We start from the raw sequence: 25,477 nt of genomic DNA on the forward strand, positions 1-25,477 counted from the left end.
CGCGGCAGGGCGCAAACTACTTCCCCCAACAGCCCCCACTTCCTGAACGGTCGCCTACCCTACCCCGTCGTTGGCGCTTCCGGCCCAGAGCGGGCATTTGACCAGGGTGCGGCGAAGGTCGGCTTCGAGCCCTTCCTGCTCATTCGAAGGGCTGCAGCGAACGGCCGCTCTCGCGAGCCGCCCAAAAAAGTGCCGGAACCACATGGGTTTTGCTTTGGGGTTCTGCCCGGCGAACCTTCTTTAGACGCGAGCACCGTTAGGGAGGGACAGAAACGACCGTTTTTGACAAAGCAGCTGTTCGTCATTGGCGGAGCTGCTGCTTCGATTCTCAGTCGCCTTGAGCTGACTGCACTATCCCAGCCTGTCTTCAAGTCTTCGGGCCAAGTCCCGGCGCCCCGCCCTACCTCTGATCTGCTCAGTGTGTAGCTTCGTGGCGAGCAAGTACCAGTCGCCGTCGTCAGAGGACTGGAGACGATAGTGGCGCGAGGCTCCTACTACCATTCCCTGTGCTGCAGTCGCGGCGACAACCGTGATAGTGAGGCCGCGAATTTCACTGGCATGTCCTATCTCTACATTCCCTCTCTGAAGCAAAGTCTCCAGATTGCCTATACTCATGAAGCTGCCGCTGCTGAGCGGTCCCTGGTTTGTCGCTTCTGCAGGATTCGCCAAATCCTTATCTGACATCTCCGTGCGATCGGTCACGATTGCCTCGGCAATACCCGACGCGGTTTCGAACCTGACAATGATGTCGACAACGAATACAGGCTCAAGCCCAAGGTTGGCCACGAACCAGCTCGCCTGCTTCCCGAACCCTGCGCCCAATGAGATGATAATCTCTGGTCGACGCTGTCGGCGGAAGCTGGTGAAGAAGACCTGTAAGTAAACGACCCAGATCAGCACCATGACCGCGTTTAAGATCACTTGCAGCGCACTGCTGTTACTGGATAGCCACTCAAACATAATAACATGTCATTGTGCTTACCCTGTCGGTGTACGTTCCGCCGCGCCCAAGGTTGCGGGCATAGCGACTTTTTGAGGATCGAGTTTCAGGATCACCGATAGATTTTTGTCGGTTAAGCTCCGTTCGATATCGCCATTCAGATAGAAGCGGATCGTGTTGTCGATCATCGAGGAGCCGAATCCGCTTCTTTCTTCAGCAGCTGTTCGCGTCTCTGGGCCAAACGACTCCTTCCAAAGAAGGATCAGTTGATGTTCTCGCCGTTCACTTCGAATCTCCAGTTTTCCCCCTGGGTGGGACAGCCCGCCGTATTTCATCGCATTGGTAGCAAGTTCATAAAATATCAGGGCGAGCGGGGTGACGGCCTCACCCGGCAAGCATACCTCCTCGACCTCAATATTCAACGCGTTCACATCCGCGAAGGCGCGGAGAACCGACTGGAGGAGCTCGGACAAGGTCGTCCGGTCAGCATCGCCGGCCGGACTAGAATTCCGCATGGAAAGGGAATGCGCAGTAGACAGGGCCGACAGGCGGTCCCGCATGAGCGGAACCAATTCGGTCACGCTATCAACCTGTCGAGCGCTGATGCTCAGCAAGGCACTGGCAATAGCAAAGCTGTTGGCGACGCGGTGCCGCATCTCGGCCAGCAGCAGTTGCTGCTGCTCCTCAGCTTGGCGCTGACGCGTGATGTCACGTGCGATCTTCGAGGCACCGATCACAGTCCCACTTGCATCTCGAACCGGTGAGACGGTCAGCGAAATCGGTACGAAGCTGCCGTCCTTCCTGCGGCGGGTGGTCTCATAGTTTGCGATACGCTCGCCTCGACGCAGCCTCGCAATAAAATCAACCTCTTCATCCAGTCGATCTTCGGGAAAGAGGATGGTGATGGGTTGACCGATGACTTCGTTGGCCGAGTAGCCAAAGAGCCGCTCCGCGCCCCCATTCCAGCTCTTTATGATGCTGTTGAGATCTTTGGTGATGATCGCATCATCGGACCCTTCGACGATGGCGGCGAGGTGTTCTCTCGAATGATCGATCTTGCTCATGTCTTGGCAGCCCTCACATTGGCGTAACGATAGGGTCTGTTGCTCCCAAGTGGAAGAGGCAGGACCAACACTCCCGACCCTCGGACGTTCGGGGCGACCTGCCGCGGGATTTTTGTTCCGCACAGCGGTTACTGACCAAGCTGCAGGTGAAGGTTCGCTCCAGAACGCCCAGCGGTCGAAATCCAGACGTTCTTGTCGCCGACAGAACCCACCATTTGTGTACAACCGAAAGCTGCCGTTTGTCGGAGGTCCGCTTCGTCCGCAAAGCTGACCTTGACTACCGGTCAAGGTGCCGATCTTGCGTGCTGACGCGGCGAAGGTCAGGTTCGAGCCCAAATAGGCCGGGCCGATCTTGGGAGACTTCGCGGTTGCAGCACCGGTGCGCCTGCCGCGACCGCCCTACTCGGACCTTCGCGCCTTGCGCAGCGACCTACGGCTCTCCGCCCGGCAGAAGTTCAACGCGACCCGCAACTCAGCAACCCGCACCCGGCGCATGATATACGGCCGGCAATCGTCCGATTTGGGTTCCATCTCGGCGAACGCGACTCCGGTCGAAGTGATTAGGTTGGCCCCCGGGAAAACTATACATTTACAGCATCTTATGAGAAATTCACCAAATGGGCTCAGTCATCAGGTCCAGAGAATAGCGGCCCTGAGAGACCGCTTTCGGGCCTCTTGGCGCCAAGCGCAGTGCTCAGCCCCTTCCGCATAACCCTCGGAAACAACAACAAAATCCGGCCGGAGCTGAAACGGGAGAACATTTTCGCGGGGACTAGTGGCGGAGAGAGCGGGTCTGACGTCCAACCTTCTCCAGTATAAGTCATTGATTTTATTTGATATGCACAGCTGCTACGCTGGAAGAGCGGGAGTCCGTCCGCAAAGGTTGGCTCTATCGTGATGTCGGCAACGATGAGCGGCAGTCGGCTGCCTTGATCTTGGAGAGCACCCCCGATCATCCACCAGCCGCCCTCGGCGCCAACAGGATGACGGCCGCACCGGCGAGGCAGATTGCGGCACCTGTCAGGTCCCAAGTGTCCGGGCGCTGCTTCTCGATGAGCCACAGCCAGAGGAGCGAGGCTGCGATATAGACCCCGCCATAAGCTGCGTAGGCCCGCCCCGCAAAATCGGAGGGGGCAAGGGTCAGGAGCCAAGCGAAGACGGCCAGGCTCAGGAGGCCGGGGACCAGCCAGAGCGCGCTCGCGCCTTGCCGCATCCATGCCCAGACCGCAAAGCAGCCCGCAATCTCGGCCAGAGCGGCACCGATGTAGATGGCGAGGGTGCCGGGTGCGTTCACGATGCCGCCTCGCTCTCCGGATGCTGGTGATCGGTTGCGCAAAGCGAATGGTCGCCCAGAACTTCAATGACCCGGCAATCGGCAATCCGACCGCCTGCACATTGCACGACCATGCGCTCAAGTTCGCCTTTCAGCGCAGTCAGGCGCGCAAGGCGGCTTTCAACCTCGGCCAGCTGCGCCCTGGCGATGACATCGGCGGCTGCGCAGGATTGATCGGGTCTGTCAGAGAGACTCAGAAGGTCTCGGATAGCGTCCAGCGGAAAACCGAGCTCCCGCGCATGGCGGATGAAGGCTAGCCGATCCAGTGCCGACTGCCCATAGAGCCGCTGGTTCCCGGCACTGCGATCTGGCTCCGGCAGGAGCCCGATCTGCTCGTAGTAGCGGATCGTCGGAACCTTCACGCCGGCCGCTTCGCCCAATTTTCCGATGGTGAGCATCAGATTTCCTCTTGAAGCTATAGCTACTAGAGACCTTAGGTTCCCGACTCAGCAAATACAATGTTGCCCGCTGGGCGGGTTGGAAGGGCGTGATGACGGCGAACGACAGTGCAACCTACGAATGGACGGTTTCCGGGATGGACTGTGCGTCGTGCGCCGGCAAGGTCCGGGGTGCGGTCGAACGCCTGCCTGGCGTGAGCGACGTCGATGTGGCGCTGATGACCGAGCGGCTTCGGCTGACTCTGGATGAAGGGCAGACCCCTCGCAACCAGATCGAAGCAATCGTCAAGCGGCTCGGCTACGGGATCGCGGCGAAAGGATCGAGCCCCGATCGGAAAGGCTTCGTGCTGCCGGACGATGAGCAAGCGTCCCGTGCGGACGGCTCGCGAGATGCCGCAGGACTCGAGCCCAACGCTGGATCGACAGGGCCCGAGAGCGGTCCCGGGCCCGGTTCGCGTTGGTATCAGACCGCGAAGGGCAGACTGGTGATCGGCACCGGTCTCCTCCTCGCGGCGGCATGGGCCGTGAAACTGCTCGCCTCCCAGGATGTGGCAACGTGGGCATTCATCCTCGCGACGCTCATTGGTGTCGCCCCTATCGCACGCCGCGCCGTCGCGTCCGCCAGAGCGGGGATGCCGTTCACGATCGAGATGCTGATGACAATCGCCGCCAGCGGCGCGCTCGTCATCGACGCCGCCGAGGAAGCGGCGCTCGTCGTCTTCCTCTTCGCCGTCGGGGAGGTTCTCGAAGGTGTTGCGGCGAACAAGGCCCGCGACGGGATCCGGGCGCTCGCTCGTCTGGTACCGAAGACCGCGATCCTGGAGATCGGCGGCCGGACTCGGGTGATACCAGCCGACCAGCTGCAGGTGGACCAGATCGTTCTGGTGCGCCCGGGAGACCGGGTCCCGGCAGATGGCGAAGTTATCGAGGGCACCTCGGGCGTCGATGAGAGCGCCGTCACGGGCGAGAGTGTGCCGAAGCTGAAGGAACCCGGTGCCTCCGTCTTTGCCGGCTCCATCAATTCCGAGGCGGCGCTGCGTGTTCGGGTCACCAAGTCGGCCGAGGACAACACCATTGCCCGTATCATCCGGCTGGTCGAGGAAGCGGAAAGCGCCCGGGCCCCGACCGAGCGCTTCATAGACCGTTTCAGCCGCATCTACATGCCGGCCGTCGTCGGAGTTGCGGTGCTGGTGGCCATCGTCCCGCCCCTCGCGTTCGGGCAAGGCTGGGATACGTGGATCTACCGGGCGCTCGCGCTTCTCCTGATCGGATGCCCCTGCGCGCTGGTGATCTCGGTACCGGCTTCCATCGCCTCTGCGCTTTCTTCAGGCGCGCGTCGCGGGCTGCTGATGAAAGGAGGCGCCGTGATCGAGGCCGCGGCGGCCACCACGCATGTCGCATTCGACAAGACCGGAACCCTGACCCACGGACGGCCGCGCGTCACGGACGTGGTGCCGATCTCGGGATCGGAGACAGAGGTGCTGGCGCTGGCTGCCGCCGTCGAAGCGGGGTCGAGCCATCCTCTGGCGGAGGCGATCCTGTCCCGCGCGGAAGCTGCGGGAGCGCCGTTCCTGGCCGCGACCGCCGCCAAAGCGCTTCCGGGCAAAGGGGCCGAAGCAGTCGTTGAGGGTGAAACCGCCTGGGTGGGCTCTCCACGGTTCGCCGGGGAGCGCGGTGTGTTGGACGACCACGCGCTCCGGGCGGTGGTCGGCATGGAAGATGAAGGCAAGACAGTCGTCGCGGTCTTCCGCCGGAGCCAGTTGGTCGGACTCGTAGCGCTCCGGGACGAACCCCGAGAGGATGCCGCCCGCGCGGTGCAGCAACTCAAGGCGCTTGGCATCGCGTCTGTGATGCTGACCGGCGACAACCGGCGCACGGCAGCAGCCATTTCCGCTGGGCTGGGCATTGACCATCGCGCCGAATTGATGCCCGAAGGCAAGGTCGCGGCGATCCGTGAGATGACCGCCAGGGACCGCGTGATGATGGTGGGCGACGGCATCAACGATGCCCCTGCGCTCGCCACCGCCCACATCGGAGTTGCCATGGGCTCCGGAACGGACGTCGCGCTTGAAACCGCCGACGCCGCGATCCTGCGCAATCGCGTGACCGATGTGGCCGGCAAGATTCGCCTTGCTCGCGCAGCCATGGCGAACATCAGGCAAAATGTGGCGATCGCGCTCGGCCTTAAGGCGGTGTTTCTGGTGACGACGATCCTCGGCATTACCGGGCTGTGGATCGCGATCCTTGCAGATACCGGCGCGACGGTGCTCGTCACACTGAACGCGCTGCGGCTTCTTGCGTTTGATCCGGAACGTGAGGCCTGAGATCAGATCATCGGCAGGGCGATGGTTCCGCTGCCATGCCGCAGGGCTGAGCGCTGAGAACATAAACCTCGGGGTACTGTTCCGCCGCGAGTGCTCAACATGCTGCAACTGGAATCGGGCTTCTGCTCGGTTTCGCGCTGGTGGCCGCCATCTGGTCGCGCACCACTACGGGGCTATTGGCCGTCCGGGGCGTGAAGCCGAACTCGAAAGAGAGACCGCAGGCGGCGATCATGGTGGCGTTCGTCGGGCTGCTCGCGCTCCACACGATTGAAATCCTGGCTTTCGCCGCAGTCTACAGGGCGCTGCAGGGCTGGGGCGTGGGAGGCTTCGACGGCAGCTACGACCCATGCTGGAGCGGCCTGATCTACTTCTCCGGCGTCAACTTCGCCACGCTCGGGTACACGCAGATCGAGGCAACCGGGCCGATACGGATGGTCAACATGATGCAGTCGCTCGGCGGCTTCATGGTGCTGACCTGGTCGGCGACGTTCCTCTAACTCGGTCTGCGAACTGGCCTGGCGCGAGTAGCAGCCGACGACCATGGGGAATGTCAGTTTGCCTCCGACACCCTCTCTTGGTATCGGCGCTCGCGCTCTGGCCATGTGCTCTTGATGTAGTCGAGAACGGCGCGGATGTCCGCGTCGCTCAGCACGTCTGCGAAGCCGGGCATGTCGCTCTCGTATCCGCCGCCGACCACGGCGGCGGTGCCTTCCCTAACGATGCGGAACAGGACATCGTCAGGATGGTGCCAGGTGTGGCCGCTGGCGTCGTGGGGTGGCGCCGGCAACCGGCCGGACGGAAGCGGCGAGCGCCAGCCCGGCTGGCCCTCCAGTTCCGCGCCGTGGCAGGCGGCGCACTGATCCGCATAGATCTGGCGTCCTTGCGCGATGATGTCCGCCGACGCAACGGCGGTGGATGCGGTACCGGCATAACGCCAGCCAGCAAAGACCGCGAGGATCACACCTCCGACGACCAGACCGATCACGACAGTATTTCGGAGAGCTTTTTTCAAGACGTCTATCCCCGATCACTGCGGAATAACATTCGCGTTTGGTCGAGACCACGTTGTGCCAGCGGCGAGGCGCCTGCGACAATGGACATTCTCGTGAGCAATGCCTATCTTTGCAGCATGCTCGAACGTGTCGTCACCATGCTTGCCATACTCGCGATCACCGTGGTGACGACGGTGACCTCCGCGCATGCGACACGCATGAGCATGAATTCCGGTGTGGATCACGCGATGCATGTCGACGACATGATGCACTCTCCGGTCATTTCGGGCTTCGACTGTGACGCTGGAGAGCACTGTGGATCGGCCGATGCCGAGATGTGCGAGTTCGTATGCGCAGGCCTCTCTGCCTTCCTGACGTCGGCAGGCGAGGAAGCCGGGCACGCCTACGGCGCCGCCAGTCATGACGTCCCGTCCGCGGCAATCCACGTCAGCCGTGCGCCGGGACTGAACGAACGACCTCCCAAGCTCCGTCTCCTCTGAGCGCGCCCGGGCAGACGCCCGAGGCGCCCCATCGGTATTGATGAACGGGACGGAAGTCCCGAGGAGACGACCATGAACATGCTTTCTCGACGCGGCTTTCTTGCCGCAAGTGCGGCCGCCATTGGCGCTGCACACTTGCCCCGCATCGCCTTCGCGCAAGGGGTGGCGCCGATCAGCCTCTCCGCTGCGACGCGCACGCTCGACATCGACGGTCGCGCTGCCACGGTCTTCGGGCTTGCCGGCCCCGGCGGTCAGGGACTGATCCTCGACCCCGGCCAGAGGTTCCGGGTCGATCTGACCAACGACCTGGACGTCGGTACCATCATCCACTGGCACGGACAGATCCCGCCCAACGCGCAGGACGGTGTGCCGGACATGCCGATGCCCCTCCTCGCACCGGGTGAAACCCGATCCTACGACTTCGAGGCACGGCCCGGCACGCACTGGATGCACAGCCATGTGCCCACCCAGGAGATGCAGCTGCTCGCCGCGCCGCTGATCGTGCGCTCGGCCGAGGACGTTGCTGCCGACCGGCAAGACGTCGTGATGTTCCTTCATGACTTCTCCTTCAAGGCCCCCGAGGAGGTTCTGGCCGAGATCGGCGCAGGTCATGGCGGCGGGCACGGCGCGGGCCATGGTGCCGGTGCATTGCCCGATCAGGGCGCTCCCATGGGAGGCATGGGGGCGATGCAGGGCATGGATCACGGGGCCATGGGCCATGGCGCCACGGGCGGCATGCCGATGGGCAACATGCCCGGAATGGGCGGGATGATGGGTATGGGCGGCCAGATGGGCGGCATGGCCATGGACCTGAACGACTATGACTGGGACGCCTATCTCGCCAACGACCGGACACTGTCGGACCCGGAGGTAGTGCGGGTCGAGCGCGGCGGGCGTATCCGGCTCCGGGTCATCAACGCCGCAGCGGCGACGGTGTTCTGGATCGACACCGGGGCGGCCGAGGCGCGGCTGGTCGCGGTGGACGGGCACGCCGTCCAGCCTATCGCGGGCTCGCGGTTTGGGCTGGCGATGGGCCAGCGGCTGGACATCGAGATCGACCTGCCGAACGAGGGCGGCGCCTGGCCGATCATTGCGCTACGCGAAGGGGCGCGGGAGCGCACCGGGCTCATCCTCGCCACGCAGGGCGCCGAGGTCCAGCGCCTCGATGCCGTGGCGGAGTCTGAAGCGCCCGCTTTCGACACCGATCTGGCGCAGGAGGCGCGCCTGGTCGCGCTGAATGCCCTGCCGGACCGGCCGGTGGATCGCAGCCAGATGCTTATGCTGGGCGGTTCGATGCAGCCCTATCTCTGGACGATCAACGGGGCTGTCTGGGGCCAGCACCAGCCGATCACCGCTCGCAGCGGCGAGCGCGTCGTACTGTCGTTCCACAACATGTCGATGATGGCCCACCCGATGCATCTGCACGGCCATGTGTTCCAGGTCGTCGGGTTGAACGGGCGACGCGTTGCCGGTGCGCTGCGCGACACGGTTCATGTGCCGCCGATGTCCAGGGTCGACGTCGCGCTCGATGCAGGCGAAGCCGCCCGCTGGATGCTGCACTGTCACCACATGCCGCACCTCGCCTCGGGCATGATGACCGAGTTCGCGGTCACTGCTTCGGTCTGACTTAGTCGGGGCGCTCGGACCGATCGCCCCGACGTCCTGCCCCTTGTTGTCGCTAGGGTCAGTTACGAAGCCCATCCCAGGGCTGAAAAACACGGAGTATGAAATGATGAACGGCGACAACACGGGCTCGATGATGGGTTGGGGAATGGGCTTCGGTTGGTTCTGGATGGTCGTCATCCTTGTGCTGGTCGGTCTCGTGATTGCCGCGCTGGTAAAATATCTGCGCAAGTGAGGGCTTTCCCTTACCTGAAAAGCCAAGGGCATTGTTGCTTTGCTGAATGCGCTTAACTTGCAGCAACATTCGTTCAGGAGCTGAAATATGAACTACGGACGTTTCTTTGCGATGATTGCGACTTCGACGGTCGTGATGTTTGGATTGATGTATCTGAACACCTACGCGCTCGACCACATCTTCTTCTCGCAGACGCGGATGTGGATGGCGATCTATATGGGCGCGGTGATGGCAATCATCATGCTAGCTTTCATGCTGGGCATGTATTCCAACAAGAAGGTCGATTTCGCGATCTTCGCGGGCGCTGCCGCAGCCTTCGCCCTGTCGCTGTGGCTTGTCCGCAGCCAGGAGACGGTCGACGACCTCGCCTGGATGCGGGCGATGATCCCACACCATTCCATCGCCATCCTGACCAGCGAGCGCGCCAATATCTCAGATCCTAGGGTTCGGGCACTGGCAGATGCAATCATCGAGGCACAGCTCAGCGAAATTGCTGAAATGAAGAGCTACATCGCAGACATCGAGGCGAATGGCGAGGCACCCGCGGGCACGCCCCGCGCCGAAATTGAATGACGCCACAGCCTGGTGGAGAGCAGATTCCGCTGCTGGAGTTGAAGTGATGAACCGAAAGGAACGACAATGGACTACACGATCAACCGCCTGATTGCGGACGCAGAATTTGACGCCGTCGAGGCCCGCACCCGTGCTGCGTTGACCGACAACGGTTTCGGCATCCTGACCGAAATCGACGTCAAGGCGACGATGAAAAAGAAGTTGGATGTCGAGATGCCGGCCTATCGCATCCTCGGTGCCTGCAACCCCAAGATGGCACATCAGGCGATCGGGATCGAGCCTAGGGTGGGCGCGATGCTGCCCTGCAACGTCATCTTGCGCGAAGTCGAGGACGGCGTCGAGGTCAGCGCTATCGATCCTGTGGCGTCGATGCAGGCGATCGAGAACGCCGAGCTGACGGCCGTGGCAGGCGAGGTGCGCGACCTGCTGGCGAAAGCCGTCGAGGCGATCTGAGATGAGCCTGCGCGCCGCCATCCTCACGGGCCTTGCGATCCTCGGGATCGGACTGCTCGCTGTCTGGCAGTTCGCGCCTTCGGTATTCGCCGAGGCGCGCAGCCTTCTGGACGTCGAGCGTCTGGAAATGCTGGTGGCGCGCGCCGGTCTCTGGGGGCCGGTCCTGATCGTCACGCTTATGACCCTTGCGGTCGTGGCCAGCCCCATCCCGAGCGCGCCGATCGCACTGGCGGCCGGAGCGGCCTACGGACATCTCTGGGGGACCGTGCAGGTCGTCATCGGCGCCGAGCTCGGGGCGCTGATCGCCTTCGGTCTCGCACGGGTTCTGGGGCATGATGTCTTGCGGCGGGTGTTCGGTGATCGCGTCGATGCCGGGCTTCTCGGCTCGCAGACCGCGTTGACGGCGACGGTTTTTGCCAGCCGCCTGATGCCCTTCGTGTCCTTCGACATGATCAGCTACGCGGCCGGACTGAGCCGATTGCACGCCTGGCTTTTCGCCCTCGCAACATTGGCGGGGATCATCCCGGCAAGCTTCCTGCTGGCACATTTCGGCGGTGAGGCGGTTAGCGGAGACCTCGGGCGCGCGACATGGGCGGTGCTCGGACTCGGGCTTGTGACGGGGCTGCCGCTGCTCTGGGTGGCGCTGCGGCAAAAGCCTGAAAAGGAAAATCCATGACGAAAAGCGATTACGAGAAGAACAGCATTACCCTGCCGGGCGCAGTGGCCATGGGAACCGGCGTGATGATCGGCGCGGGCATCTTCGCGCTGACCGGACAGATCGCCGAACTTGCCGGACCGCTCTTCCCGCGCTCGTTCGTCGTCGGCGCCATCGTGACCGCGTTCAGCGCCTACACCTACATCAAGATGTCGAACGCGTATCCGTCAGCGGGTGGCATCGGGATGATCCTGAAGAAGGCGTACGGCCCGACGACGGTCGCGGCGGGTGCTGCACTCCTGATGGCCCTGTCGATGGTGATCAACGAAAGCCTCGTCGCGCGCACATTCGGCACCTACACACTGCGGGCGTTCGGCGGCGATCCGGATAGCGTGCTGGTGCCAATCCTCGGCGTCGGGCTGATCGTCTTCGCCTGGCTCGTGAACGTATCGGGCAACCGGTCGGTCGGGCTTTTGTCCATCGTCATGGCCGTTCTCAAGGTGGGCGGCATCGCGCTGTTCGGGGCAGCCGGCCTCTGGGCGAGCGGCATCTCGTTCGAGGCGACAGGTGGAGACATGGGCGCCACCGGCTTCGTGGCGTCGGTTGCGCTGTCGATCCTGGCCTTCAAGGGCTTCACGACCATCACCAACAGCGGCGCAGAGGTCACCGACCCGCACCGCAATGTGGGCCGGGCCATCATCTGGTCGATTGCCATCTGCGTCGTCGTCTATCTGCTGGTGGCCTTCGCGGTCGGCTCCAGCCTGCCGCTCGACCGTATCGTGGCGGCGAAGGACTACGCGTTGGCCGAAGCGGCCCAGCCCTCCCTCGGTCAGACCGGCTTCTACCTGACGGTGGCGCTGGCGCTGGTGGCCACGGCGTCAGGTCTGATCGCCAGCGTGTTCGCGGTCTCGCGGATGCTGGCGATGCTGACCGACATGAAAATGATCCCGCACAGCCATTTCGGGATGCCGGGCACGATCAAGGACCACACACTCGTCTACACAGTTGTGATCGCGGGCTTTCTCACGGTCTTCTTCGACCTCAGCCGGATCGCGTCTCTCGGGGCCTTCTTCTATCTGGTGATGGACATCATCATCCACTGGGGCGTGTTCCGGCACCTGCGTGAGGACATCGGCGCACGGGGCTGGGTGTTGCTGACGGCCATCGCGCTGGACGCGGCGGTGCTGGCCGCCTTCGCCGCGATGAAGTGGCAGTCCGACCCCCTCATTGTCGTCCTCGGCGCGATCGGCATGGCGCTGGTGTTCCTGCTTGTCGGGATCTTCCTCGCACGCAATCCCGCCCCGGAAGACGCTCACGACCATCACTAAAAAGAGCTTGAGCTTCCAACGGCTGGAGGCCGCAAGCTGAAACAAGAGATCGAAAGGCTTGCAGACCATGGAGCATGATCATCATCACGCGGCACCCGACATTCCGGTGGGGACAGAGACGGCGAAGGACCCGGTCTGCGGGATGACGGTCACGGTAAAGCCCGACGGGCGGCACGCCGAGTTCCAGAGCGAAACCTTCCATTTCTGCTCGGAGAAGTGCCAGACCAAGTTCAAGGCGGATCCGTGGTTCTATGCCTCGGGCCGGGCCGCCGGGCAGAAGAAGGCTGCTCCGGCCAACGTCCAGTACACCTGCCCGATGCATCCCGAAATCGTTCGCGATGCGCCGGGGTCCTGCCCGATCTGCGGCATGGCGCTGGAGCCGATGGTTCCCTCGGACGAGCCGAGCGAGGAGTTGACCGACTTCACCCGCCGGATGTGGATTTCCGCCGCGGCGGCGGTGCCGCTCATTATCCTGACGATGGGTGAACTGGTCGCGCTGCCGGTGCGCGACTGGATCGGGCATCAGACCGCCAGCTATCTCGAATTCGTACTGGCCACGCCGATCATCCTCTGGGCCGCCTTGCCATTCTTCCGGCGCGGCTGGGACTCCCTCGTGAACCGCAGCCCCAATATGTGGACGCTGATCAGCATCGGCGTGGCGGCGGCCTATCTTTACTCGATCGTCGCCACTTTCCTGCCAGGGATCTTTCCGGAACAGTACCGGATGGGCCATGGCGTCGGCACCTACTTCGAGGCGGCGGTCGTGATCGTGGCGCTGGTCTTCGTCGGCCAGGTTCTCGAATTGCGGGCGCGCGAACGCACCGGAGACGCGATCCGCGCGCTCCTCGACCTCGCTCCAAAGACGGCGCGGCGCATCCTGCCGGACGGCACCGAATACGACGCGCCGCTGGAGAACATCATGGAGGGCGACCGGCTGCGCGTGCGGCCCGGCGATGCGGTCCCGGTCGATGGCACGGTGATCGAAGGTCGATCGTCTCTGGACGAAAGCATGCTGACCGGCGAGTCCATGCCGGTCGAAAAGGGCCCGGGCGATGCGGTGACCGGGGCAACGATCAACAAGAACGGCTCCCTCGTGATCGAGGCGGGCAAGGTCGGGTCCGACACCGTGCTGGCGCAGATCGTCGCGATGGTGTCGAACGCGCGCCGGTCCCGCGCGCCGATCCAGGGGCTGGCTGACCGGGTGTCGGCGGTGTTCGTGCCGACCGTGGTCGCCATCGCCATCATAGCCTTCGTCGTCTGGATGATCTTCGGCCCGGAACCCGCGTTGGTCTTCGCCATGGCATCCGCCGTTTCGGTCCTCATCATCGCCTGCCCCTGCGCGCTGGGGCTGGCGACGCCGATCTCCATCACCACGGCCGCGGGGCGCGGTGCGCAGGCGGGTGTGCTGATCAAGGACGCCGAGGCGCTGGAGCGTATGGCGGGTGTCGATACGCTCATCGTCGACAAGACCGGCACGCTGACCATGGGCAAGCCGAAGCTGACGGACGTTGTGGCGCTTGGTGACATCACCGAGACCGACCTGCTGTCGCTGGCCGCAGCTCTGGAGCGCGGCTCGGAACACCCGCTGGCTGAGGCGATCGTCGAGGGAGCCGAGGCGAAGGGTGCGCCGCGTCAGGAGGCCACGGACTTCGACGCCGTCACCGGCAAGGGCGTGCAGGGGATAGTGGGCGAACGCGCGGTGGCGCTCGGCAACGCCGCGATGATGCGGGAGATGGGGCTCGACACCGCGCAGGCCGAGGCAAAGGCCGACACCCTGCGCGCCGAGGGCAAGACGGCGATGTTCGTCGCTCTTGACGGCGCGCTCGTCGGCATCGTGGCGGTCGCCGACCCGATCAAGGACAGCACCGCTCAGGCGATCCGGGAACTCCATGCCCAGGGGCTGCGGGTCATCATGGCCACGGGCGACAACGAGCGCACGGCACAGGCGGTGGCGGGCAAGCTTGACATCGACGAGGTCCGCGCGGGCATCCTGCCCGAGGCCAAGAAGGACCTGATCGACCAGTTGCGCCGCGATGGCCACAAGATCGCCATGGCGGGGGACGGGGTGAACGACGCGCCCGCGCTGGCCGCCGCCGATGTCGGCATCGCCATGGGCACTGGAGCCGATGTTGCGATGGAAAGCGCAGGCATCACCCTGTTGGGCGGCGACTTGATGGGCATCGTGCGGGCCCGCAAGCTCGCCCGCGCCACATTGCGCAACATCAAGCAGAACCTGTTCTTCGCATTCGCCTACAACGCTCTCGGCGTCCCTATCGCAGCAGGACTGCTCTATCCCGTGACCGGCCTGCTGCTCTCGCCGATGATTGCGGCGGCGGCGATGAGCCTGTCCTCGGTCTCGGTGATCACCAACGCCTTACGGCTCAGGCGGGTCGATCTCTGACCTGCAAGTCCACACATTCAACCTCGAAAGGAAAATCAGATGACCCAAGACACTTTTTCCCGCCGCACGCTCCTGATCGGCGGAGCTGCACTGGTGGCTGCATCGCCCCTGAGGGCTCTTGCGCAAGGCGCCGGACCGGCGATCCACGTGATGAAGGACCCCAACTGCGGCTGCTGCTCGGCCTGGATCGAGATCCTCGAGAACGACGGCTTCTCCGTCACGACCGAGGCGAGCGCCGGGACGCTTCTGATGCGTTACAAGCTGGACAACGGAATCCCGCAGGAGATGGCCTCCTGCCATACAGGCCGCATCGAAGGCTACATGATCGAGGGCCACGTCCCCGCTGCCGATATCTGGCGCCTTCTGGAAGAGCGTCCGGACGCAGTCGGCCTCGCAGTGCCCGGCATGCCCTACGGCTCGCCCGGAATGGGACCGGAAAGCGAGCGAGAGGCCTTTGACGTGTTTCTGATCCGAGGCGACGGATCGACCGAGGTCTTCACCAGCTATGCTTCTGCCTGACCTTGAGGCTGCAATTCGGTTCTTGATCAGGGGCGAGAAGATATACGCGCCTGATCCCGCATAACAGCGTAGTCCGCCAGCATCTCCGCGACCGCCGACCCCTCCGGCAGCAGGGCCAGTTCCTCGGCCGCCCGCGCCTGGAGATCCCGGCTGTACTCGACGACGGGCGGACACGCCCCGAGGCTGCCGACGTCAGAAGCGCCCGTCGCGCAGCTGCTCAGCCAGATCGTCGCGAGAACGAGGGCGACGCGTCGCGGCCTCGAGCATCTTGCGTTGGACATCATTGGCCTTCTCCGTAGTCTCAAGGCGTTCGACGAGGCGTCCCGCTCGCTCGCCGAACCGCCGAAGCGCGAGCACGAACAGCACCACGGCGAGGATGATGGCCCCGTAGCGCAGCGCCGCCTGCACCCACGGGCGGGCCGCGATCCCGGTGAGGAGCCCGGCGATCACCGCCGGCCCCGCTTCCAGTCATCGAGGCGAGCATAGATGGTGACCGCGATGCCTCCGAGCGCCACAAGGATGAACACCCAGGGCAGGGTGTCGAGATACGGCACAAGCGGCAGGATGGCGGATTGGGTCTCTGCCAGGACGCTCTGCGCGACCTCGACCCCGGCTGCGCCCAGCGTCGCCACGCCAGCCGCGCCACCGCCTTTCAAGGTGCGGCTCTCAGCCAGCGCTTCGCGTGCGGGCGGCGTCTCGGCTGCAAATGCCGTCGCCCGGACCGGGAACCGCTCGCCCCACTGACGCGCCGGGCCGAGGTCGACATGGATAAACCCCGAGCGCGGATAGAAGCCGAAGCCGAGGAACCCGACCTCCCGCGCTGCGGCCTCGAACGCCACCGGGTCGTGGTTCGTCATGGCGATGTCGAAGGCGGCGCCATCAAGGTGCTTGGATCGGGTCGCGCCGCCGACGGCGCGGTTGTGCTCTGGGCTGCGATAGGCCGAACGGACGATCAGCGGCTTGCCCAGCTGGTCGCGCAGCGCCTGCAGCTTGTCGAGCGCGGGTTCGCTGACCAGCAGTTTGCCAGTGCCCCGGCAGGCGATCTCAGCCGGGCTGAAATTCCGCCAGCGCCATGCGCTCTCCGGAACGTCGCGCCAATGGCGATAGAATGTCGTGGTCATGGGGGTCCTCCGAAACGAGTTGTCGGCCCCTCGCAGGGCTCGGTGCGTTCGCCGTTCGGGAAGGTCCACTGGACCTTCTCGTCTGCCTTTCAGGCAGACCACGGCTCACCCCGCCACGAGGGCGGGTCATTGCGGGCTGATGAATGGGGATCGGGTACGGCTACGGGCCGCCGCCGAAGATCTTGAGCTTGATGGCGATGCCCGCGAGCAGCGCCAGCATGACGCCGGTGGTGATCATGCGCGCGGCAGTCTGCATGGCGGTGCGGCGCACCAGGCGGATGCAGTCCACCAGCGAGCGCAGATCGCGGATGTCGAGCGCGGCCTCGTCGCCGTCGAGGCCGACATCGGCGAGAGCGCGCTTCGCGCCTTCCTCGGCGGCCCGCGTCAGGATGGCCTCGAACTCGGCGTCGGGCATGCGGACGTAGCCCTCGGATCGGGGTGGGTTCATCAGGGTCCTCCTTCCGCCGCTCAGCCGATCTTGCAGCCCCAGAAGGACGTGTGATCGGCGGCGAACTAACCGTCCGCTACCAGGAAATACCTCTGCAGCTCGACGGTATCGCCCGCCGTCAGCGGGACCATGGTCTGATGCCAGATCGCGGTGGCGAGCGAGACGTGGGTGGCGGAGATTTCGCCAAGGGAGCCGCGGATTTCGGTGGTGCCGTTCAGGACGAGCTGCCCGCAAATTCAGGCAGTCGTGCTGGCGTTGACCTTGTACATGAGCGTCGCGCCGAAGAGGTAGGTGCCATCGACCGGGCGCCACGAAATGGTTGTTCGCGGCGTCGAAGGCCCCCTGAGCGTTATGGTCAGTGTTGTTGAGGCCGATCTTCGTCCAGGTCCCGACGCCGACATAGTTGTCGTAGCTGGTGTACGCCTTGACGCGCGGCAGCCGGGGCTGATCGACGATCCCGTTAGCGTTGTCGACGCTGAGCCAGTCGAAAAGGTGCTGACGTCGGCCGAGCCACTCAGCTGATCCTCCCCAACAGATTACGGACGTTCGACACATGCCACTTCCCGCCTCGTCTGGTTCGCATGCCTCGAGCGTTCAACTCGTCGGCAAGGGCCCGCAGGGACGTGTGACCGGCCTGTTGAATGGCGCGTACGATGGGGGACAGCGCCATGGCGAAGTCATTTGCGTTGCCCGCCACAGTGACCCTCAGCGCTTCTCCGCCCTTGGCCGCCCGCCTGAGCGCCGCGGCCCCGTTCGGGTTGCCAAGCTTGACCCCGCGCGCCTTGGCCGCCGCCAGCGCTTCCTTGGTGCGCCGCGAGATCGCTTCGCGCTCCTGCTCCGCCACCAGCGCCATGATCCCGACCGTCAGGTTGTTGGCCTCCGGCATGTCGCAGGCGACGAACCGGACGCCACTGTCGCGGAGGGTGAGCAGGAAGGCGGCGTTGCGGCTCAGACGGTCGAGTTTGGCGATGACCAGCGTTGCGCCGGTGAGACGGGCCAGGTGGAGCGCCTTCTCCAGTTCGGGCCGGTCGTTTTTCCGTCCGCTTTCGACTTCGGTAAAGCGGCTCAGGATCAAAGCCCCCTGCCCTGACGCATAATCGTCGATCGCCTTTCGCTGCGCTTCGAGCCCGAGACCCGATCGCCCTTGCCTGGCCGTGGAGACCCGCTCGTAGGCCACGAGCCGGAGGATCGGGGCAGTATCGTTGACCATGTACACACCTGCCTGACGTTGGTTGCGCAGGTGTGTACATCGCTCCGATGCCGCCGATCTCGTAGTCGTTTCTGCTCTCAGAGGCGCTCGCAGTCCGCGTCGAGCGTCAGCCCGGCCGGCTTGTCCTCGACAGGTGTGCCGTCCTTGTCCCGCAGCGTGCCGTCAGGCCCCCGCCAGACCAGTTCGATCCGGTTCAAGGTCGCTGTGCCATCTTCCGCCATCACATCAGACAGGCGCGTCCGGGAGGTCGGCGTGATCCCGAGCTCCGCCATGTAGCGCCCCATCAGCTCGAGCTGCTTGTTGGCGATCGCGATCCAGGGCGACTGCTGAACGTAGCCCGAAGGTGTCTTGATCAGCCTGGGGGTCTCTCGTTGTTTGCGGACCGCCTCGGCCCAGAGACTGTAGGATTGGCAATAGGCGGCGAAGGCAGCTCGGTCCGCCACGGTGAGGATGCCCGCCTCGTGGAGCGTGCGCGCGAGCCGACGCCACTCCTTGCGCGCATCCGCGTCGAGGTGGTCCGGACAGCGCGGCACGCCACCCTCCTTGAGCCGCGGCGACATCGTCGGCTTGAGCTTTGGCCCGCGTCTCATGTCGTGGAGTCCGGCGCCTCGACGCCGATCCTCTGTTTGCGCTCTGCGATCTGGTCGAGCAACTTCGCCAGCGCGTCCGTCGCCTGCCCCTTGTGCGTCACGCTGGTCTCGCCGGAATGCTCGATGCCGGACGTCTCCTGCCAGCCCGCCTGTGTCTTGAGATAGAAGATAGACGAGGTGGTGCAGCCGGCACGGGCCTTCTGGAGCAGACCGTGGGCCACATGCGCGATGGCCTTCGCCTTACCCCTTTTGTAGTGCTCAAGAACCTCCGGATCTCGTTCGCAAATGGCACGGAAGGTATTGCGGGCGATGCCGAAGTAATCGGCGATCTGCTCCTGGTTCAGCAAGGCGGCGAGCGTCTCGACCTCGGAGCGCTGATGATCGTCGAGGGTGATCGGCTGCCGCCCCATCTCACGCTCCCTTTGCCGTCCAGCGGTCGAACAGGCGCCGCAGCGCGTAACTGCGCACCAGCGATACCGCCATGAAGGCGAGGCCCGTCAGCACCATCTGCCGGTGTTGAGCTTCGATGCCGACCAGGGGGAACACGGCGAACTGCGTCGCAAGCGCGACGCCGTAGCCGACCACGACGTTCGCGATCGCCTCAACGAGCGACATCCGGCGCTCCTGGCTCATGCCGCCGCCTCCCCGCGTCGCTCGATCGCGGTCTCGGTGAACGTCGCTCCTCCGGACAGTTTGGCGTCCTGACCGGTGAAGGCCTGCCACCGCGTCACGGCCACATCGACATAGGCCGGGTCCAGTTCCATTGCGTAGCAGACCCTGCCCGCCGTCTCCGCCGCGATGAGGCTGCTGCCCGACCCGGAGAACGGCTCGTAGACCGCCTGTCCCGGGCTCGAATTGTTCAACATCGGCCGGCGCATGCACTCCACCGGCTTCTGCGTGCCGTGGACGGTCGCGGCGTCCTGATCCCGATTGGGGATGGTCCAAAGCGTGGATTGCGTGCGATCCCCCGACCAGTGTCCCTTCCCCCGTACGGCGTACCATGCCGGCTCATGCTGCCAGTGGTAGTGCCCCCGGCTGAGCACATGCCTGTCCTTGGCCCAGATGATCTGGCTGCGGATATCGAAGCCGGTGGCCACAAGACTGTTCGCCACGGTGGTTGCATGCAGCGCGCCATGCCAGACGTAGGCGACATCGCCGGGGAACAACGCCCAGGCCTCACGCCAGTCGGCGCGGTCATCATTGGCGACTTTGCCTGTGCGCCTGGTCTTCGACGCGCCGGTCTCGTTGCGCCAGGCCGGATCGTAGTTCACGCCGTAAGGCGGATCGGTCACCATGAGATGCGGCGTGACGCCATCGAGCAACCGATCGACGTCAGCCTTGCTGGTGGCATCCCCGCAGAGCAGCCGGTGCTGGCCCAGCAGCCAGAGGTCGCCGATCCGGCTGACAGGATTGGTCGGCGGGTCCGGCGTCACCTCCTCGCCGTCCTGAGCCTGTCCGCTCGCCAGCAGCGCATCCAGCTCCGCCCCGTCGAAGCCGAGACTGCCAAGGTCCACGCCGAGGTCTCCGAGGTCAGCGAGTTCGAGGCCGAGCAACTCCCGGTCCCATCCCGCCTGCTCCGTCAGACGGTTGTCCGCCAGGATGTAGGCCCGCTTCTGCGCCTCCGTCAGATGCGCCAGTTCGATCACCGGAACGCTCGGGAGGCCCAGCTTCCGCGCGGCCAGCACGCGGCCATGCCCAGCGATGATGCCGCTGTCGCCATCGACCAGCACCGGGTTGTTGAATCCGAACTCGCGGATGGACCCGGCGATCAGCGCGACCTGCGCCTCGCTGTGCGTCCGGGCGTTGCTCGCATAAGGAACCAGGTCCGCAACCGGCCGATGTTCGATCGACTGGGCTCCGATCGGCCCGCCTACCCGCTCTGCCACTGCCTGCGCCATACCCCCGCTCCCGAAACTCGTGGCCCTCTGCCTGCCTCTCCCGGAAAGTCTATCACGACCGCTAAAACCCTGTCACCGTGACGAAAAACGACAATGAACGACATGAGCAGACAAAGTGCCGGACAATGACGCCAAGTCGCGCCACCTCGGCCAAGGTCAGCATTGCTGACCTTAATGCTCGATATCACGCGTGGCAGCTGCATGGCCTTGACCGCCGACCCGGCGCCGCGGACCATGACAACTGAGTTTGGAGTATGCGCTCATGTTGAAGCCGTTTCTTTTAGTCCTCCTGTCAATCGTTCCAGCGGCATTGACCGCTCAGGCATCGCTGGAGGGCGTCGTCACTCATGTTCGCGATGTCGATACGTTTGAGGTTGATGGCATCGCCATCCGCCTAAATGGCATTGACGGGCCGGAGCTGAACGAGCCCCACGGCCGGCAAGCAAGCGCATTCATGCAGCAGCTGGTCGACGGCCGCACTGTGACATGCGCTCTCAATGGGGAGCGCAATGGAGATCGGTTGATCGGCGTCTGCTTCCTCGACGGACAGGATGTGGGCGCTCTTGCGATCGCTCAAGGCCTTGCCCTCGATTGCCGGCGTTACTCTGGCGGCCGCTACGCGCACCTGGAGCAGCCTGGTGCGGTCCAGCGTCTGGGTGGACGCGCCGGATACTGCTGATCTCGGCAACCTCCGAGAGAGGCTTCGATAGAGCACTGCGCCGGCATTCCCTGAGCCGAAGCCGAACCAGGTCCGAGGCCTTGCTCGAACGACAAGTGGCCGATTGCCTGATCGGCCATCGCGGATCTATCATTCAAAATGCGCAGGCTGTGGTGGATCGTACCGATCGTCGCGGTGTGGGCGATCGCCAACACCGCGGATGATATCTCCGAGAAGACTCGAGGACCAACCTCGCCATCCGCTCAGACATTCCAGACCAATCCTGCAACCGAGACGAACCTTTCAGGTCCTCAGGTCAATACCGATCGAGCGACCTATGAGTATGTCACCGGAGACCGCGTCCGGCTTCGGAGCGGGCCGACGACATCGGATTCCGTTCTCGGGCATCTCAACACGGGAGATCGCGTCAGGCTACTTGGAAGAAGCGGTTCTTGGAGCGAAGTAATTACCTCTTTCGGCAGAGGGTGGATGTCGTCCGATTACCTTTCACCTGATCAGCCGCCGACCACTGTCAGAGCTCCTGCCACCCCTAGCAGACAGATCGCGGCACCAACGGACCGGGAGATACGCGACGCGAGAGCACAGATAATCCGCCAAAGTATCGCGAGCTACCAAGGATCATGCCCCTGCCCCTACAACATCGACCGGGCCGGGCACCGGTGTGGAGGCCGAAGCGCTTGGTCCAGACCAGGGGGCTTTAGCCCGATCTGCTACGACAGCGATGTGACCGACGCTCGTTTGCAGTCCTACCTCGCGAGGCAGCGATGACCGCCAACGTGGCGTGCCGCTTAACCAAGCAGTCACGATCGCGGCTTTGGTTGCCGGCCGTGAGCGCAAACCTGGCGGTATCCGCGTTCGGCAGTCTGAATGCCGTCGCAGCTGACCTCGCCAGTCGTTCACTCTCGCGCGCGTCTCTCTCTATTGCTACCTACTGTCCCTGTCGGTTGGTGAGTCCTTGAGCAGAAGGCATAGGACGACCAGCCCCGGCATTTGCCGAGGTGGGTCCCACTGCCATCAGCTGTCCGTGTCGGTCGGAGCCGCCCCGTCGCTTCAGGCCCCCGAGGTCGATAAGGTCCTCTCCTCGAGGTCAGCCGCTACTTACGACACCGGACCCGGCACCGGGGGACGCGCTTCGGCCTTTCGGACTGCGCTCGGCATCTGTCCCCGCCCCGCGGTATGCCATCCTGCAACCGGCGCCACGGTCATGCAAACCCTCCGCCGATCCGGACCACCAGCGAGCCCTGGGCTCGCCGAACATGGTGCTTCGATTATCACACACAACTTAATCCATTGAAATATAGTCATTTTATGACACACGCCGTCACACGACGACATGCTCCCGTGTGCGAGATCGATACAGCGCTGCTGCGTGAATTCAGGCTGCCCAACCGAAGCAACCCGCTAAGCGGAGCTGGCCATCGCCACTTGATTGCTCGTTGCCGGACCCTATTGCGATCATCTCGCGTCCGCGCCTGCTTTGACATACGGCTACATCTGCGCTGAACTGAGAGCCGGGAGGAGGGCCGTCATGGGCCACAACACGCTCGGCGTAATACCGAACAACGTGAAGTGGCGGCGAGTGGTCGGGCTGCTCGGCTCAGACGCGGCCGGCCCGGAAGTCTTCGCAGCAAGCGCGCAAGCGGCCGAGCGGGATCTTCTGGACGCGTCCGATGATCCGGTCTTCGTCGAAGCCGTCAGGCTCCTGCTCGCGATCCCGGCTGCGGCAAGGTCGGAGGATTTCGGCGACGCACTGAGGCAACTGGACCTTTCCGTCGTGGATCAGCCAGAGTTGCTGGACATAATCGTTGCGACAGGCCAGCGGCTCGACAACGTGAGACGGTCGACCAACCGCCGCACCGACCTCGGCGAACTCGCGGGCCGGGCGCTCACGGCCACGCTCTCTGACTGGATCGGTAATTCCTTGCCCGGGCTCTTCGAGGCGACGGCGGATGACGTCAGGCTCGCCGCACGGACGCTGAGCTACTCCAAGCGGATCTCCGAACTCACCCGTGGGTATTTCGCGAACCTTACAAAGGCGACCCTCGCATATTGGCTGGAGCGCGATCTGAGCAACCACGTCGGGGCAGATGCACGGTTTGCCGCGCAGGGGAGCCGCAGCGCTTTCGACGAGGAACTTGGCGCGTACGCGCACGAGGCGACCAGAATCATCAAGGAGTTCTCCAGCGGGTGGTACGGCAAGACACTGCACGACCGGGGCGGCTTCTCCGAGCACGATGCCGCCTCGTTCGGAGCAGTCAGCCTGAAGAAGATCGTGGCAGAGTTAAAGGTGAAAAGGGTCGCTCATGGCTGAACCTGTAATCACCGTGTTCGAGGGCGATGACCGTCAGGAAATTCGGATCAACGGGCAGGATCCGACCTTCACCTTGGCGTTCGACGCGATCCGGGCCGCCGCCGTTACCGAGATCGATGACCTCGCGCTCGATTTCTTGGAGATCGCCGCCGCTGTGTTCGCCGCAGACAGTGGCTTCAAACGCGGCGGACCGACCCGGCCGCGAATGGGCGAAGACTGGCGTCGCGAGTTCCGGTTCCGCATTCCGGTCAGACGCTCCGAGATCTGGTCTAAGCCGGAGATCACCGACGCGCTTATCGCCGTGGCGGAGTTCCTCACCGAAGACAGCATGGCTTTCGAGTTCGCGGACGCAGAACCGGCCATACCGATTGATCCTTATTTCGACCTCGATACCAGCGGTGCGACGTACAAGGCAGACGAGGTCATCCTGTTCTCGGGCGGCCTAGACTCCTTTGCGGGGGCACTGGAAACGCTTTCGGCATCGACCGAACGGGTCATTCTGGTCACGCACCGGTCGGCTCAGAAGGTGATCCCACGGCAGGTAGAGCTCGGAGAAATTCTAAAGAAGCGATTTGGGTCCCAGGTCATGCACCTGCAGGTTCAGGCGCGGCGGAAGGGCCAGCAGGGACGGGATGACACGCAACGATCCAGAACGCTGCTCTTCACGGCTCTCGGCCAGGCGGTCGCCCGAACATTCGGCGCCCGGCGCCTCAGCCTGTTCGAGAACGGCGTCATCAGCCACAATCTGCCGATCTCACAACAGATCGTGGGCACCATGGCCACGCGCACGACGCACCCGCTCGGCCTCAAGCTCATGAACGACCTGCTGGGCCTCATCTGGCCCGGCGGGCCGTCCATCCGCAATCGCTACGAATGGCTGACGAAGACGGATGTTGTCCGACGGGTTGCAGAATACGGAGCTGCCCGTGACATCCCGAGAACCGTGAGCTGCACAAGCATTCGCGAGCAGACCAGTCGCCACACTCACTGCGGCGCCTGTACACAATGTCTCGACCGGCGGTTCGCCATTCTCGCGGCCGGACAAGCGGAACACGACAAGGCAGAGGACTACAAGACGGACATCCTGTTCGGCCCCCGCGATACGACGCGATCCCGCACATTCGCATTGGAGTGGACTCGGCACGCGATCCGCGTCGGTCAACTCGACCGCACGTCTGCCCTCACCGAGTTCGGGCAGGAGATCAGCCGCATCGTTTCAGGGAATCCCACGCTGTCGTCGCGGGAGGCCCTGGACAGGGTCCTCGATCTGCACCGGCGCCATTCCAGAGCGGTGCAAGACGTCATCGAGTCTGCGACCGTCACACAGGCAGGTGCGCTCGCCCGGCAGGCACTGCCCCGGACGTCGCTGCTCGTCCTGCATCTCAGCCAAGCGGGGCCGGAGTGTGCCGCCCCCTCTCGGCGGTTTGGCGACCTGTTCAGGCCAGCCAAATTAAACGACGTCGAAGAGGTCGATATGGTCCCTGACCCTTCCGCGTTGCTCCGGGTCGCATTCTTCGAAGACGAGAACCACGTACTCGCGGTCGAGGGACTCGGGCGGGTCGAAGGAATGCCGGCCCGTGTCGCCCATGAACTGAAGCCCCAGTTCGACGTGGATCGCGCCGCGGGCCTGAAGCCCGATGACCACCGGTACGTGGAGCAACATCGGCTCGCACATCGGACAGGCCAGACCGCGGATGCCGCCCGGCAGAGCGTGCGTCGTTGCCGGCAGACACTCGCAAGCTTTTTCGAAGACGTCCACGGTGAGCCCCCGCCACACGACCTCCTCATCGAGAGTCCGCGAGACCCGGCAACCCGAGGTTACCGGCTCGATCCGACCATGATCCCGATCTCGCGGGACCGGGTGGACTGAGTCGCTAGTCAA

Annotated in this window: 28 protein-coding genes; 15 read left to right on the top strand and 13 right to left on the bottom strand. The window is 64.1% G+C overall.

The window, feature by feature from the left end:
• Nucleotides 1-351: 351 nt before the first annotated feature.
• From I8N54_RS11685 to I8N54_RS11700, 4 genes are all read right to left on the bottom strand, one after another.
• Complete coding sequence (locus I8N54_RS11685; protein ID WP_140197625.1) at nt 352-903, bottom strand: hypothetical protein; 552 nt, start codon at nt 901-903, stop codon at nt 352-354.
• A 75-nt stretch (nt 904-978) separates the two neighbouring features.
• Complete coding sequence (locus I8N54_RS11690) at nt 979-2,004, bottom strand: sensor histidine kinase (RefSeq protein WP_140197624.1); 1,026 nt, start codon at nt 2,002-2,004, stop codon at nt 979-981.
• A gap of 952 nt (nt 2,005-2,956) precedes the next feature.
• Nucleotides 2,957-3,298 (bottom strand): YnfA family protein, encoded by a 342-nt coding sequence (locus I8N54_RS11695; RefSeq protein ID WP_140197623.1) that lies wholly within the window; start codon nt 3,296-3,298, stop codon nt 2,957-2,959.
• Nucleotides 3,295-3,735 carry a MerR family transcriptional regulator gene (locus I8N54_RS11700; RefSeq protein ID WP_045681275.1) on the bottom strand — a complete coding sequence of 147 codons (441 nt, stop codon included), beginning with the start codon at nt 3,733-3,735 and terminating at the stop codon, nt 3,295-3,297. Before I8N54_RS11700 ends, I8N54_RS11695 begins: the two co-directional genes overlap by 4 nt.
• A gap of 92 nt (nt 3,736-3,827) precedes the next feature.
• On the opposite strand from I8N54_RS11700, the gene I8N54_RS11705 reads away from it, so the two are divergent.
• Together I8N54_RS11705 and I8N54_RS11710 are read left to right on the top strand one after the other, a co-directional pair.
• Nucleotides 3,828-6,059, top strand: coding sequence for a heavy metal translocating P-type ATPase (locus I8N54_RS11705; RefSeq protein ID WP_208997431.1), 2,232 nt, complete (start codon nt 3,828-3,830; stop codon nt 6,057-6,059).
• 140 nt (nt 6,060-6,199) lie between these two features.
• Nucleotides 6,200-6,556 (top strand): ion channel, encoded by a 357-nt coding sequence (locus I8N54_RS11710; RefSeq protein ID WP_208990406.1) that lies wholly within the window; start codon nt 6,200-6,202, stop codon nt 6,554-6,556.
• A 53-nt stretch (nt 6,557-6,609) separates the two neighbouring features.
• On the opposite strand, the gene I8N54_RS11715 is transcribed toward I8N54_RS11710, so the two are convergent.
• Nucleotides 6,610-7,071 carry a c-type cytochrome gene (locus I8N54_RS11715; protein WP_082724933.1) on the bottom strand — a complete coding sequence of 154 codons (462 nt, stop codon included), beginning with the start codon at nt 7,069-7,071 and terminating at the stop codon, nt 6,610-6,612.
• 81 nt (nt 7,072-7,152) lie between these two features.
• On the opposite strand from I8N54_RS11715, the gene I8N54_RS11720 reads away from it, so the two are divergent.
• The 9 genes from I8N54_RS11720 to I8N54_RS11755 all read left to right on the top strand — a co-directional run bounded on the left by I8N54_RS11720 (nt 7,153) and on the right by I8N54_RS11755 (nt 15,338).
• Entirely contained in the window at nt 7,153-7,551 is a 399-nt protein-coding gene (locus I8N54_RS11720; RefSeq protein WP_140197622.1) for a hypothetical protein, read from the top strand.
• A 72-nt stretch (nt 7,552-7,623) separates the two neighbouring features.
• The gene (locus tag I8N54_RS11725) at nt 7,624-9,177 is read left to right on the top strand and encodes a multicopper oxidase family protein (RefSeq protein ID WP_140197621.1); all 1,554 of its coding nucleotides are present in this window, start codon (nt 7,624-7,626) and stop codon (nt 9,175-9,177) included.
• 103 nt (nt 9,178-9,280) lie between these two features.
• Complete coding sequence (locus tag I8N54_RS20280) at nt 9,281-9,409, top strand: hypothetical protein (RefSeq protein WP_269802031.1); 129 nt, start codon at nt 9,281-9,283, stop codon at nt 9,407-9,409.
• Between the two features lie 87 nt (nt 9,410-9,496).
• The gene (locus tag I8N54_RS11730) at nt 9,497-9,982 is read left to right on the top strand and encodes a DUF305 domain-containing protein (protein ID WP_140197620.1); all 486 of its coding nucleotides are present in this window, start codon (nt 9,497-9,499) and stop codon (nt 9,980-9,982) included.
• A 66-nt stretch (nt 9,983-10,048) separates the two neighbouring features.
• Nucleotides 10,049-10,435, top strand: coding sequence for a DUF302 domain-containing protein (locus I8N54_RS11735; protein ID WP_140197619.1), 387 nt, complete (start codon nt 10,049-10,051; stop codon nt 10,433-10,435).
• Between the two features lies 1 nt (nt 10,436).
• Nucleotides 10,437-11,111, top strand: coding sequence for a TVP38/TMEM64 family protein (locus I8N54_RS11740; protein ID WP_140197618.1), 675 nt, complete (start codon nt 10,437-10,439; stop codon nt 11,109-11,111).
• Entirely contained in the window at nt 11,108-12,418 is a 1,311-nt protein-coding gene (locus I8N54_RS11745; RefSeq protein WP_140197617.1) for an APC family permease, read from the top strand. The genes I8N54_RS11740 and I8N54_RS11745 overlap by 4 nt, the downstream gene beginning before the upstream one ends.
• A gap of 67 nt (nt 12,419-12,485) precedes the next feature.
• Nucleotides 12,486-14,819 (top strand): heavy metal translocating P-type ATPase, encoded by a 2,334-nt coding sequence (locus I8N54_RS11750; protein ID WP_140197616.1) that lies wholly within the window; start codon nt 12,486-12,488, stop codon nt 14,817-14,819.
• A 39-nt stretch (nt 14,820-14,858) separates the two neighbouring features.
• Nucleotides 14,859-15,338 carry a DUF411 domain-containing protein gene (locus tag I8N54_RS11755; protein WP_140197615.1) on the top strand — a complete coding sequence of 160 codons (480 nt, stop codon included), beginning with the start codon at nt 14,859-14,861 and terminating at the stop codon, nt 15,336-15,338.
• A gap of 192 nt (nt 15,339-15,530) precedes the next feature.
• Here the strand turns inward: I8N54_RS11755 and I8N54_RS11760 are convergent, their stop codons facing one another.
• The 8 genes from I8N54_RS11760 to I8N54_RS11795 form a co-directional block, all read right to left on the bottom strand.
• The gene (locus I8N54_RS11760; protein WP_140197613.1) at nt 15,531-15,788 is read right to left on the bottom strand and encodes a hypothetical protein; all 258 of its coding nucleotides are present in this window, start codon (nt 15,786-15,788) and stop codon (nt 15,531-15,533) included.
• Nucleotides 15,785-16,459 carry a YcbK family protein gene (locus tag I8N54_RS11765; RefSeq protein WP_140197612.1) on the bottom strand — a complete coding sequence of 225 codons (675 nt, stop codon included), beginning with the start codon at nt 16,457-16,459 and terminating at the stop codon, nt 15,785-15,787. The genes I8N54_RS11760 and I8N54_RS11765 overlap by 4 nt, the downstream gene beginning before the upstream one ends.
• 160 nt (nt 16,460-16,619) lie before the next feature.
• Nucleotides 16,620-16,907 (bottom strand): DUF6127 family protein, encoded by a 288-nt coding sequence (locus I8N54_RS11770; protein ID WP_232790390.1) that lies wholly within the window; start codon nt 16,905-16,907, stop codon nt 16,620-16,622.
• A 514-nt stretch (nt 16,908-17,421) separates the two neighbouring features.
• Complete coding sequence (locus tag I8N54_RS11775) at nt 17,422-18,117, bottom strand: recombinase family protein (protein ID WP_198571723.1); 696 nt, start codon at nt 18,115-18,117, stop codon at nt 17,422-17,424.
• Nucleotides 18,118-18,194: 77 nt separating this feature from the next.
• Entirely contained in the window at nt 18,195-18,707 is a 513-nt protein-coding gene (locus I8N54_RS11780; RefSeq protein WP_198571720.1) for a phage terminase small subunit P27 family, read from the bottom strand.
• Nucleotides 18,704-19,117, bottom strand: a complete 414-nt coding sequence (locus tag I8N54_RS11785; protein WP_140196941.1) for a hypothetical protein — start codon at nt 19,115-19,117, stop codon at nt 18,704-18,706. Before I8N54_RS11785 ends, I8N54_RS11780 begins: the two co-directional genes overlap by 4 nt.
• Nucleotide 19,118: 1 nt before the next feature.
• The gene (locus I8N54_RS11790) at nt 19,119-19,340 is read right to left on the bottom strand and encodes a DUF7220 family protein (protein WP_140196943.1); all 222 of its coding nucleotides are present in this window, start codon (nt 19,338-19,340) and stop codon (nt 19,119-19,121) included.
• On the bottom strand, nt 19,337-20,605 hold the full coding sequence (locus I8N54_RS11795; RefSeq protein ID WP_140196946.1) for a site-specific DNA-methyltransferase: 1,269 nt from the start codon (nt 20,603-20,605) through the stop codon (nt 19,337-19,339). Before I8N54_RS11795 ends, I8N54_RS11790 begins: the two co-directional genes overlap by 4 nt.
• A gap of 262 nt (nt 20,606-20,867) precedes the next feature.
• On the opposite strand from I8N54_RS11795, the gene I8N54_RS11800 reads away from it, so the two are divergent.
• From I8N54_RS11800 to I8N54_RS11815, 4 genes are all read left to right on the top strand, one after another.
• Entirely contained in the window at nt 20,868-21,284 is a 417-nt protein-coding gene (locus tag I8N54_RS11800) for a thermonuclease family protein (protein ID WP_140196948.1), read from the top strand.
• Nucleotides 21,285-21,422: 138 nt separating this feature from the next.
• The gene (locus I8N54_RS20355; protein ID WP_140196951.1) at nt 21,423-22,052 is read left to right on the top strand and encodes an SH3 domain-containing protein; all 630 of its coding nucleotides are present in this window, start codon (nt 21,423-21,425) and stop codon (nt 22,050-22,052) included.
• A 760-nt stretch (nt 22,053-22,812) separates the two neighbouring features.
• The gene (locus tag I8N54_RS11810) at nt 22,813-23,595 is read left to right on the top strand and encodes a hypothetical protein (protein ID WP_198571724.1); all 783 of its coding nucleotides are present in this window, start codon (nt 22,813-22,815) and stop codon (nt 23,593-23,595) included.
• Entirely contained in the window at nt 23,588-25,465 is a 1,878-nt protein-coding gene (locus tag I8N54_RS11815) for an adenine nucleotide alpha hydrolase family protein (RefSeq protein WP_140196957.1), read from the top strand. Before I8N54_RS11810 ends, I8N54_RS11815 begins: the two co-directional genes overlap by 8 nt.
• Nucleotides 25,466-25,477 lie beyond the last annotated feature (12 nt).

The sequence above is a fragment of the Pelagovum pacificum genome, from assembly GCF_016134045.1.
Taxonomy (GTDB): domain Bacteria; phylum Pseudomonadota; class Alphaproteobacteria; order Rhodobacterales; family Rhodobacteraceae; genus Oceanicola; species Oceanicola pacificus_A.

Excerpts from the sequence above, each read along its gene's own strand:
- I8N54_RS11685 (WP_140197625.1), bottom strand. The coding sequence starts at position 903 with ATGGTGCTGATCTGGGTCGTTTACTTACAGGTCTTCTTCACCAGCTTC.
- I8N54_RS11690 (WP_140197624.1), bottom strand. The coding sequence starts at position 2,004 with ATGAGCAAGATCGATCATTCGAGAGAACACCTCGCCGCCATCGTCGAA.
- I8N54_RS11700 (WP_045681275.1), bottom strand. The coding sequence starts at position 3,735 with ATGCTCACCATCGGAAAATTGGGCGAAGCGGCCGGCGTGAAGGTTCCG.
- I8N54_RS11705 (WP_208997431.1), top strand. The coding sequence starts at position 3,828 with ATGACGGCGAACGACAGTGCAACCTACGAATGGACGGTTTCCGGGATG.
- I8N54_RS11720 (WP_140197622.1), top strand. The coding sequence starts at position 7,153 with ATGGACATTCTCGTGAGCAATGCCTATCTTTGCAGCATGCTCGAACGT.
- I8N54_RS11725 (WP_140197621.1), top strand. The coding sequence starts at position 7,624 with ATGAACATGCTTTCTCGACGCGGCTTTCTTGCCGCAAGTGCGGCCGCC.
- I8N54_RS20280 (WP_269802031.1), top strand. The coding sequence starts at position 9,281 with ATGATGAACGGCGACAACACGGGCTCGATGATGGGTTGGGGAATGGGC.
- I8N54_RS11730 (WP_140197620.1), top strand. The coding sequence starts at position 9,497 with ATGAACTACGGACGTTTCTTTGCGATGATTGCGACTTCGACGGTCGTG.
- I8N54_RS11735 (WP_140197619.1), top strand. The coding sequence starts at position 10,049 with ATGGACTACACGATCAACCGCCTGATTGCGGACGCAGAATTTGACGCC.
- I8N54_RS11740 (WP_140197618.1), top strand. The coding sequence starts at position 10,437 with ATGAGCCTGCGCGCCGCCATCCTCACGGGCCTTGCGATCCTCGGGATC.
- I8N54_RS11745 (WP_140197617.1), top strand. The coding sequence starts at position 11,108 with ATGACGAAAAGCGATTACGAGAAGAACAGCATTACCCTGCCGGGCGCA.
- I8N54_RS11750 (WP_140197616.1), top strand. The coding sequence starts at position 12,486 with ATGGAGCATGATCATCATCACGCGGCACCCGACATTCCGGTGGGGACA.
- I8N54_RS11755 (WP_140197615.1), top strand. The coding sequence starts at position 14,859 with ATGACCCAAGACACTTTTTCCCGCCGCACGCTCCTGATCGGCGGAGCT.
- I8N54_RS11765 (WP_140197612.1), bottom strand. The coding sequence starts at position 16,459 with ATGACCACGACATTCTATCGCCATTGGCGCGACGTTCCGGAGAGCGCA.
- I8N54_RS11770 (WP_232790390.1), bottom strand. The coding sequence starts at position 16,907 with ATGAACCCACCCCGATCCGAGGGCTACGTCCGCATGCCCGACGCCGAG.
- I8N54_RS11775 (WP_198571723.1), bottom strand. The coding sequence starts at position 18,117 with ATGGTCAACGATACTGCCCCGATCCTCCGGCTCGTGGCCTACGAGCGG.
- I8N54_RS11780 (WP_198571720.1), bottom strand. The coding sequence starts at position 18,707 with ATGAGACGCGGGCCAAAGCTCAAGCCGACGATGTCGCCGCGGCTCAAG.
- I8N54_RS11785 (WP_140196941.1), bottom strand. The coding sequence starts at position 19,117 with ATGGGGCGGCAGCCGATCACCCTCGACGATCATCAGCGCTCCGAGGTC.
- I8N54_RS11790 (WP_140196943.1), bottom strand. The coding sequence starts at position 19,340 with ATGAGCCAGGAGCGCCGGATGTCGCTCGTTGAGGCGATCGCGAACGTC.
- I8N54_RS11795 (WP_140196946.1), bottom strand. The coding sequence starts at position 20,605 with ATGGCGCAGGCAGTGGCAGAGCGGGTAGGCGGGCCGATCGGAGCCCAG.
- I8N54_RS11800 (WP_140196948.1), top strand. The coding sequence starts at position 20,868 with ATGTTGAAGCCGTTTCTTTTAGTCCTCCTGTCAATCGTTCCAGCGGCA.
- I8N54_RS20355 (WP_140196951.1), top strand. The coding sequence starts at position 21,423 with ATGCGCAGGCTGTGGTGGATCGTACCGATCGTCGCGGTGTGGGCGATC.
- I8N54_RS11810 (WP_198571724.1), top strand. The coding sequence starts at position 22,813 with ATGGGCCACAACACGCTCGGCGTAATACCGAACAACGTGAAGTGGCGG.
- I8N54_RS11815 (WP_140196957.1), top strand. The coding sequence starts at position 23,588 with ATGGCTGAACCTGTAATCACCGTGTTCGAGGGCGATGACCGTCAGGAA.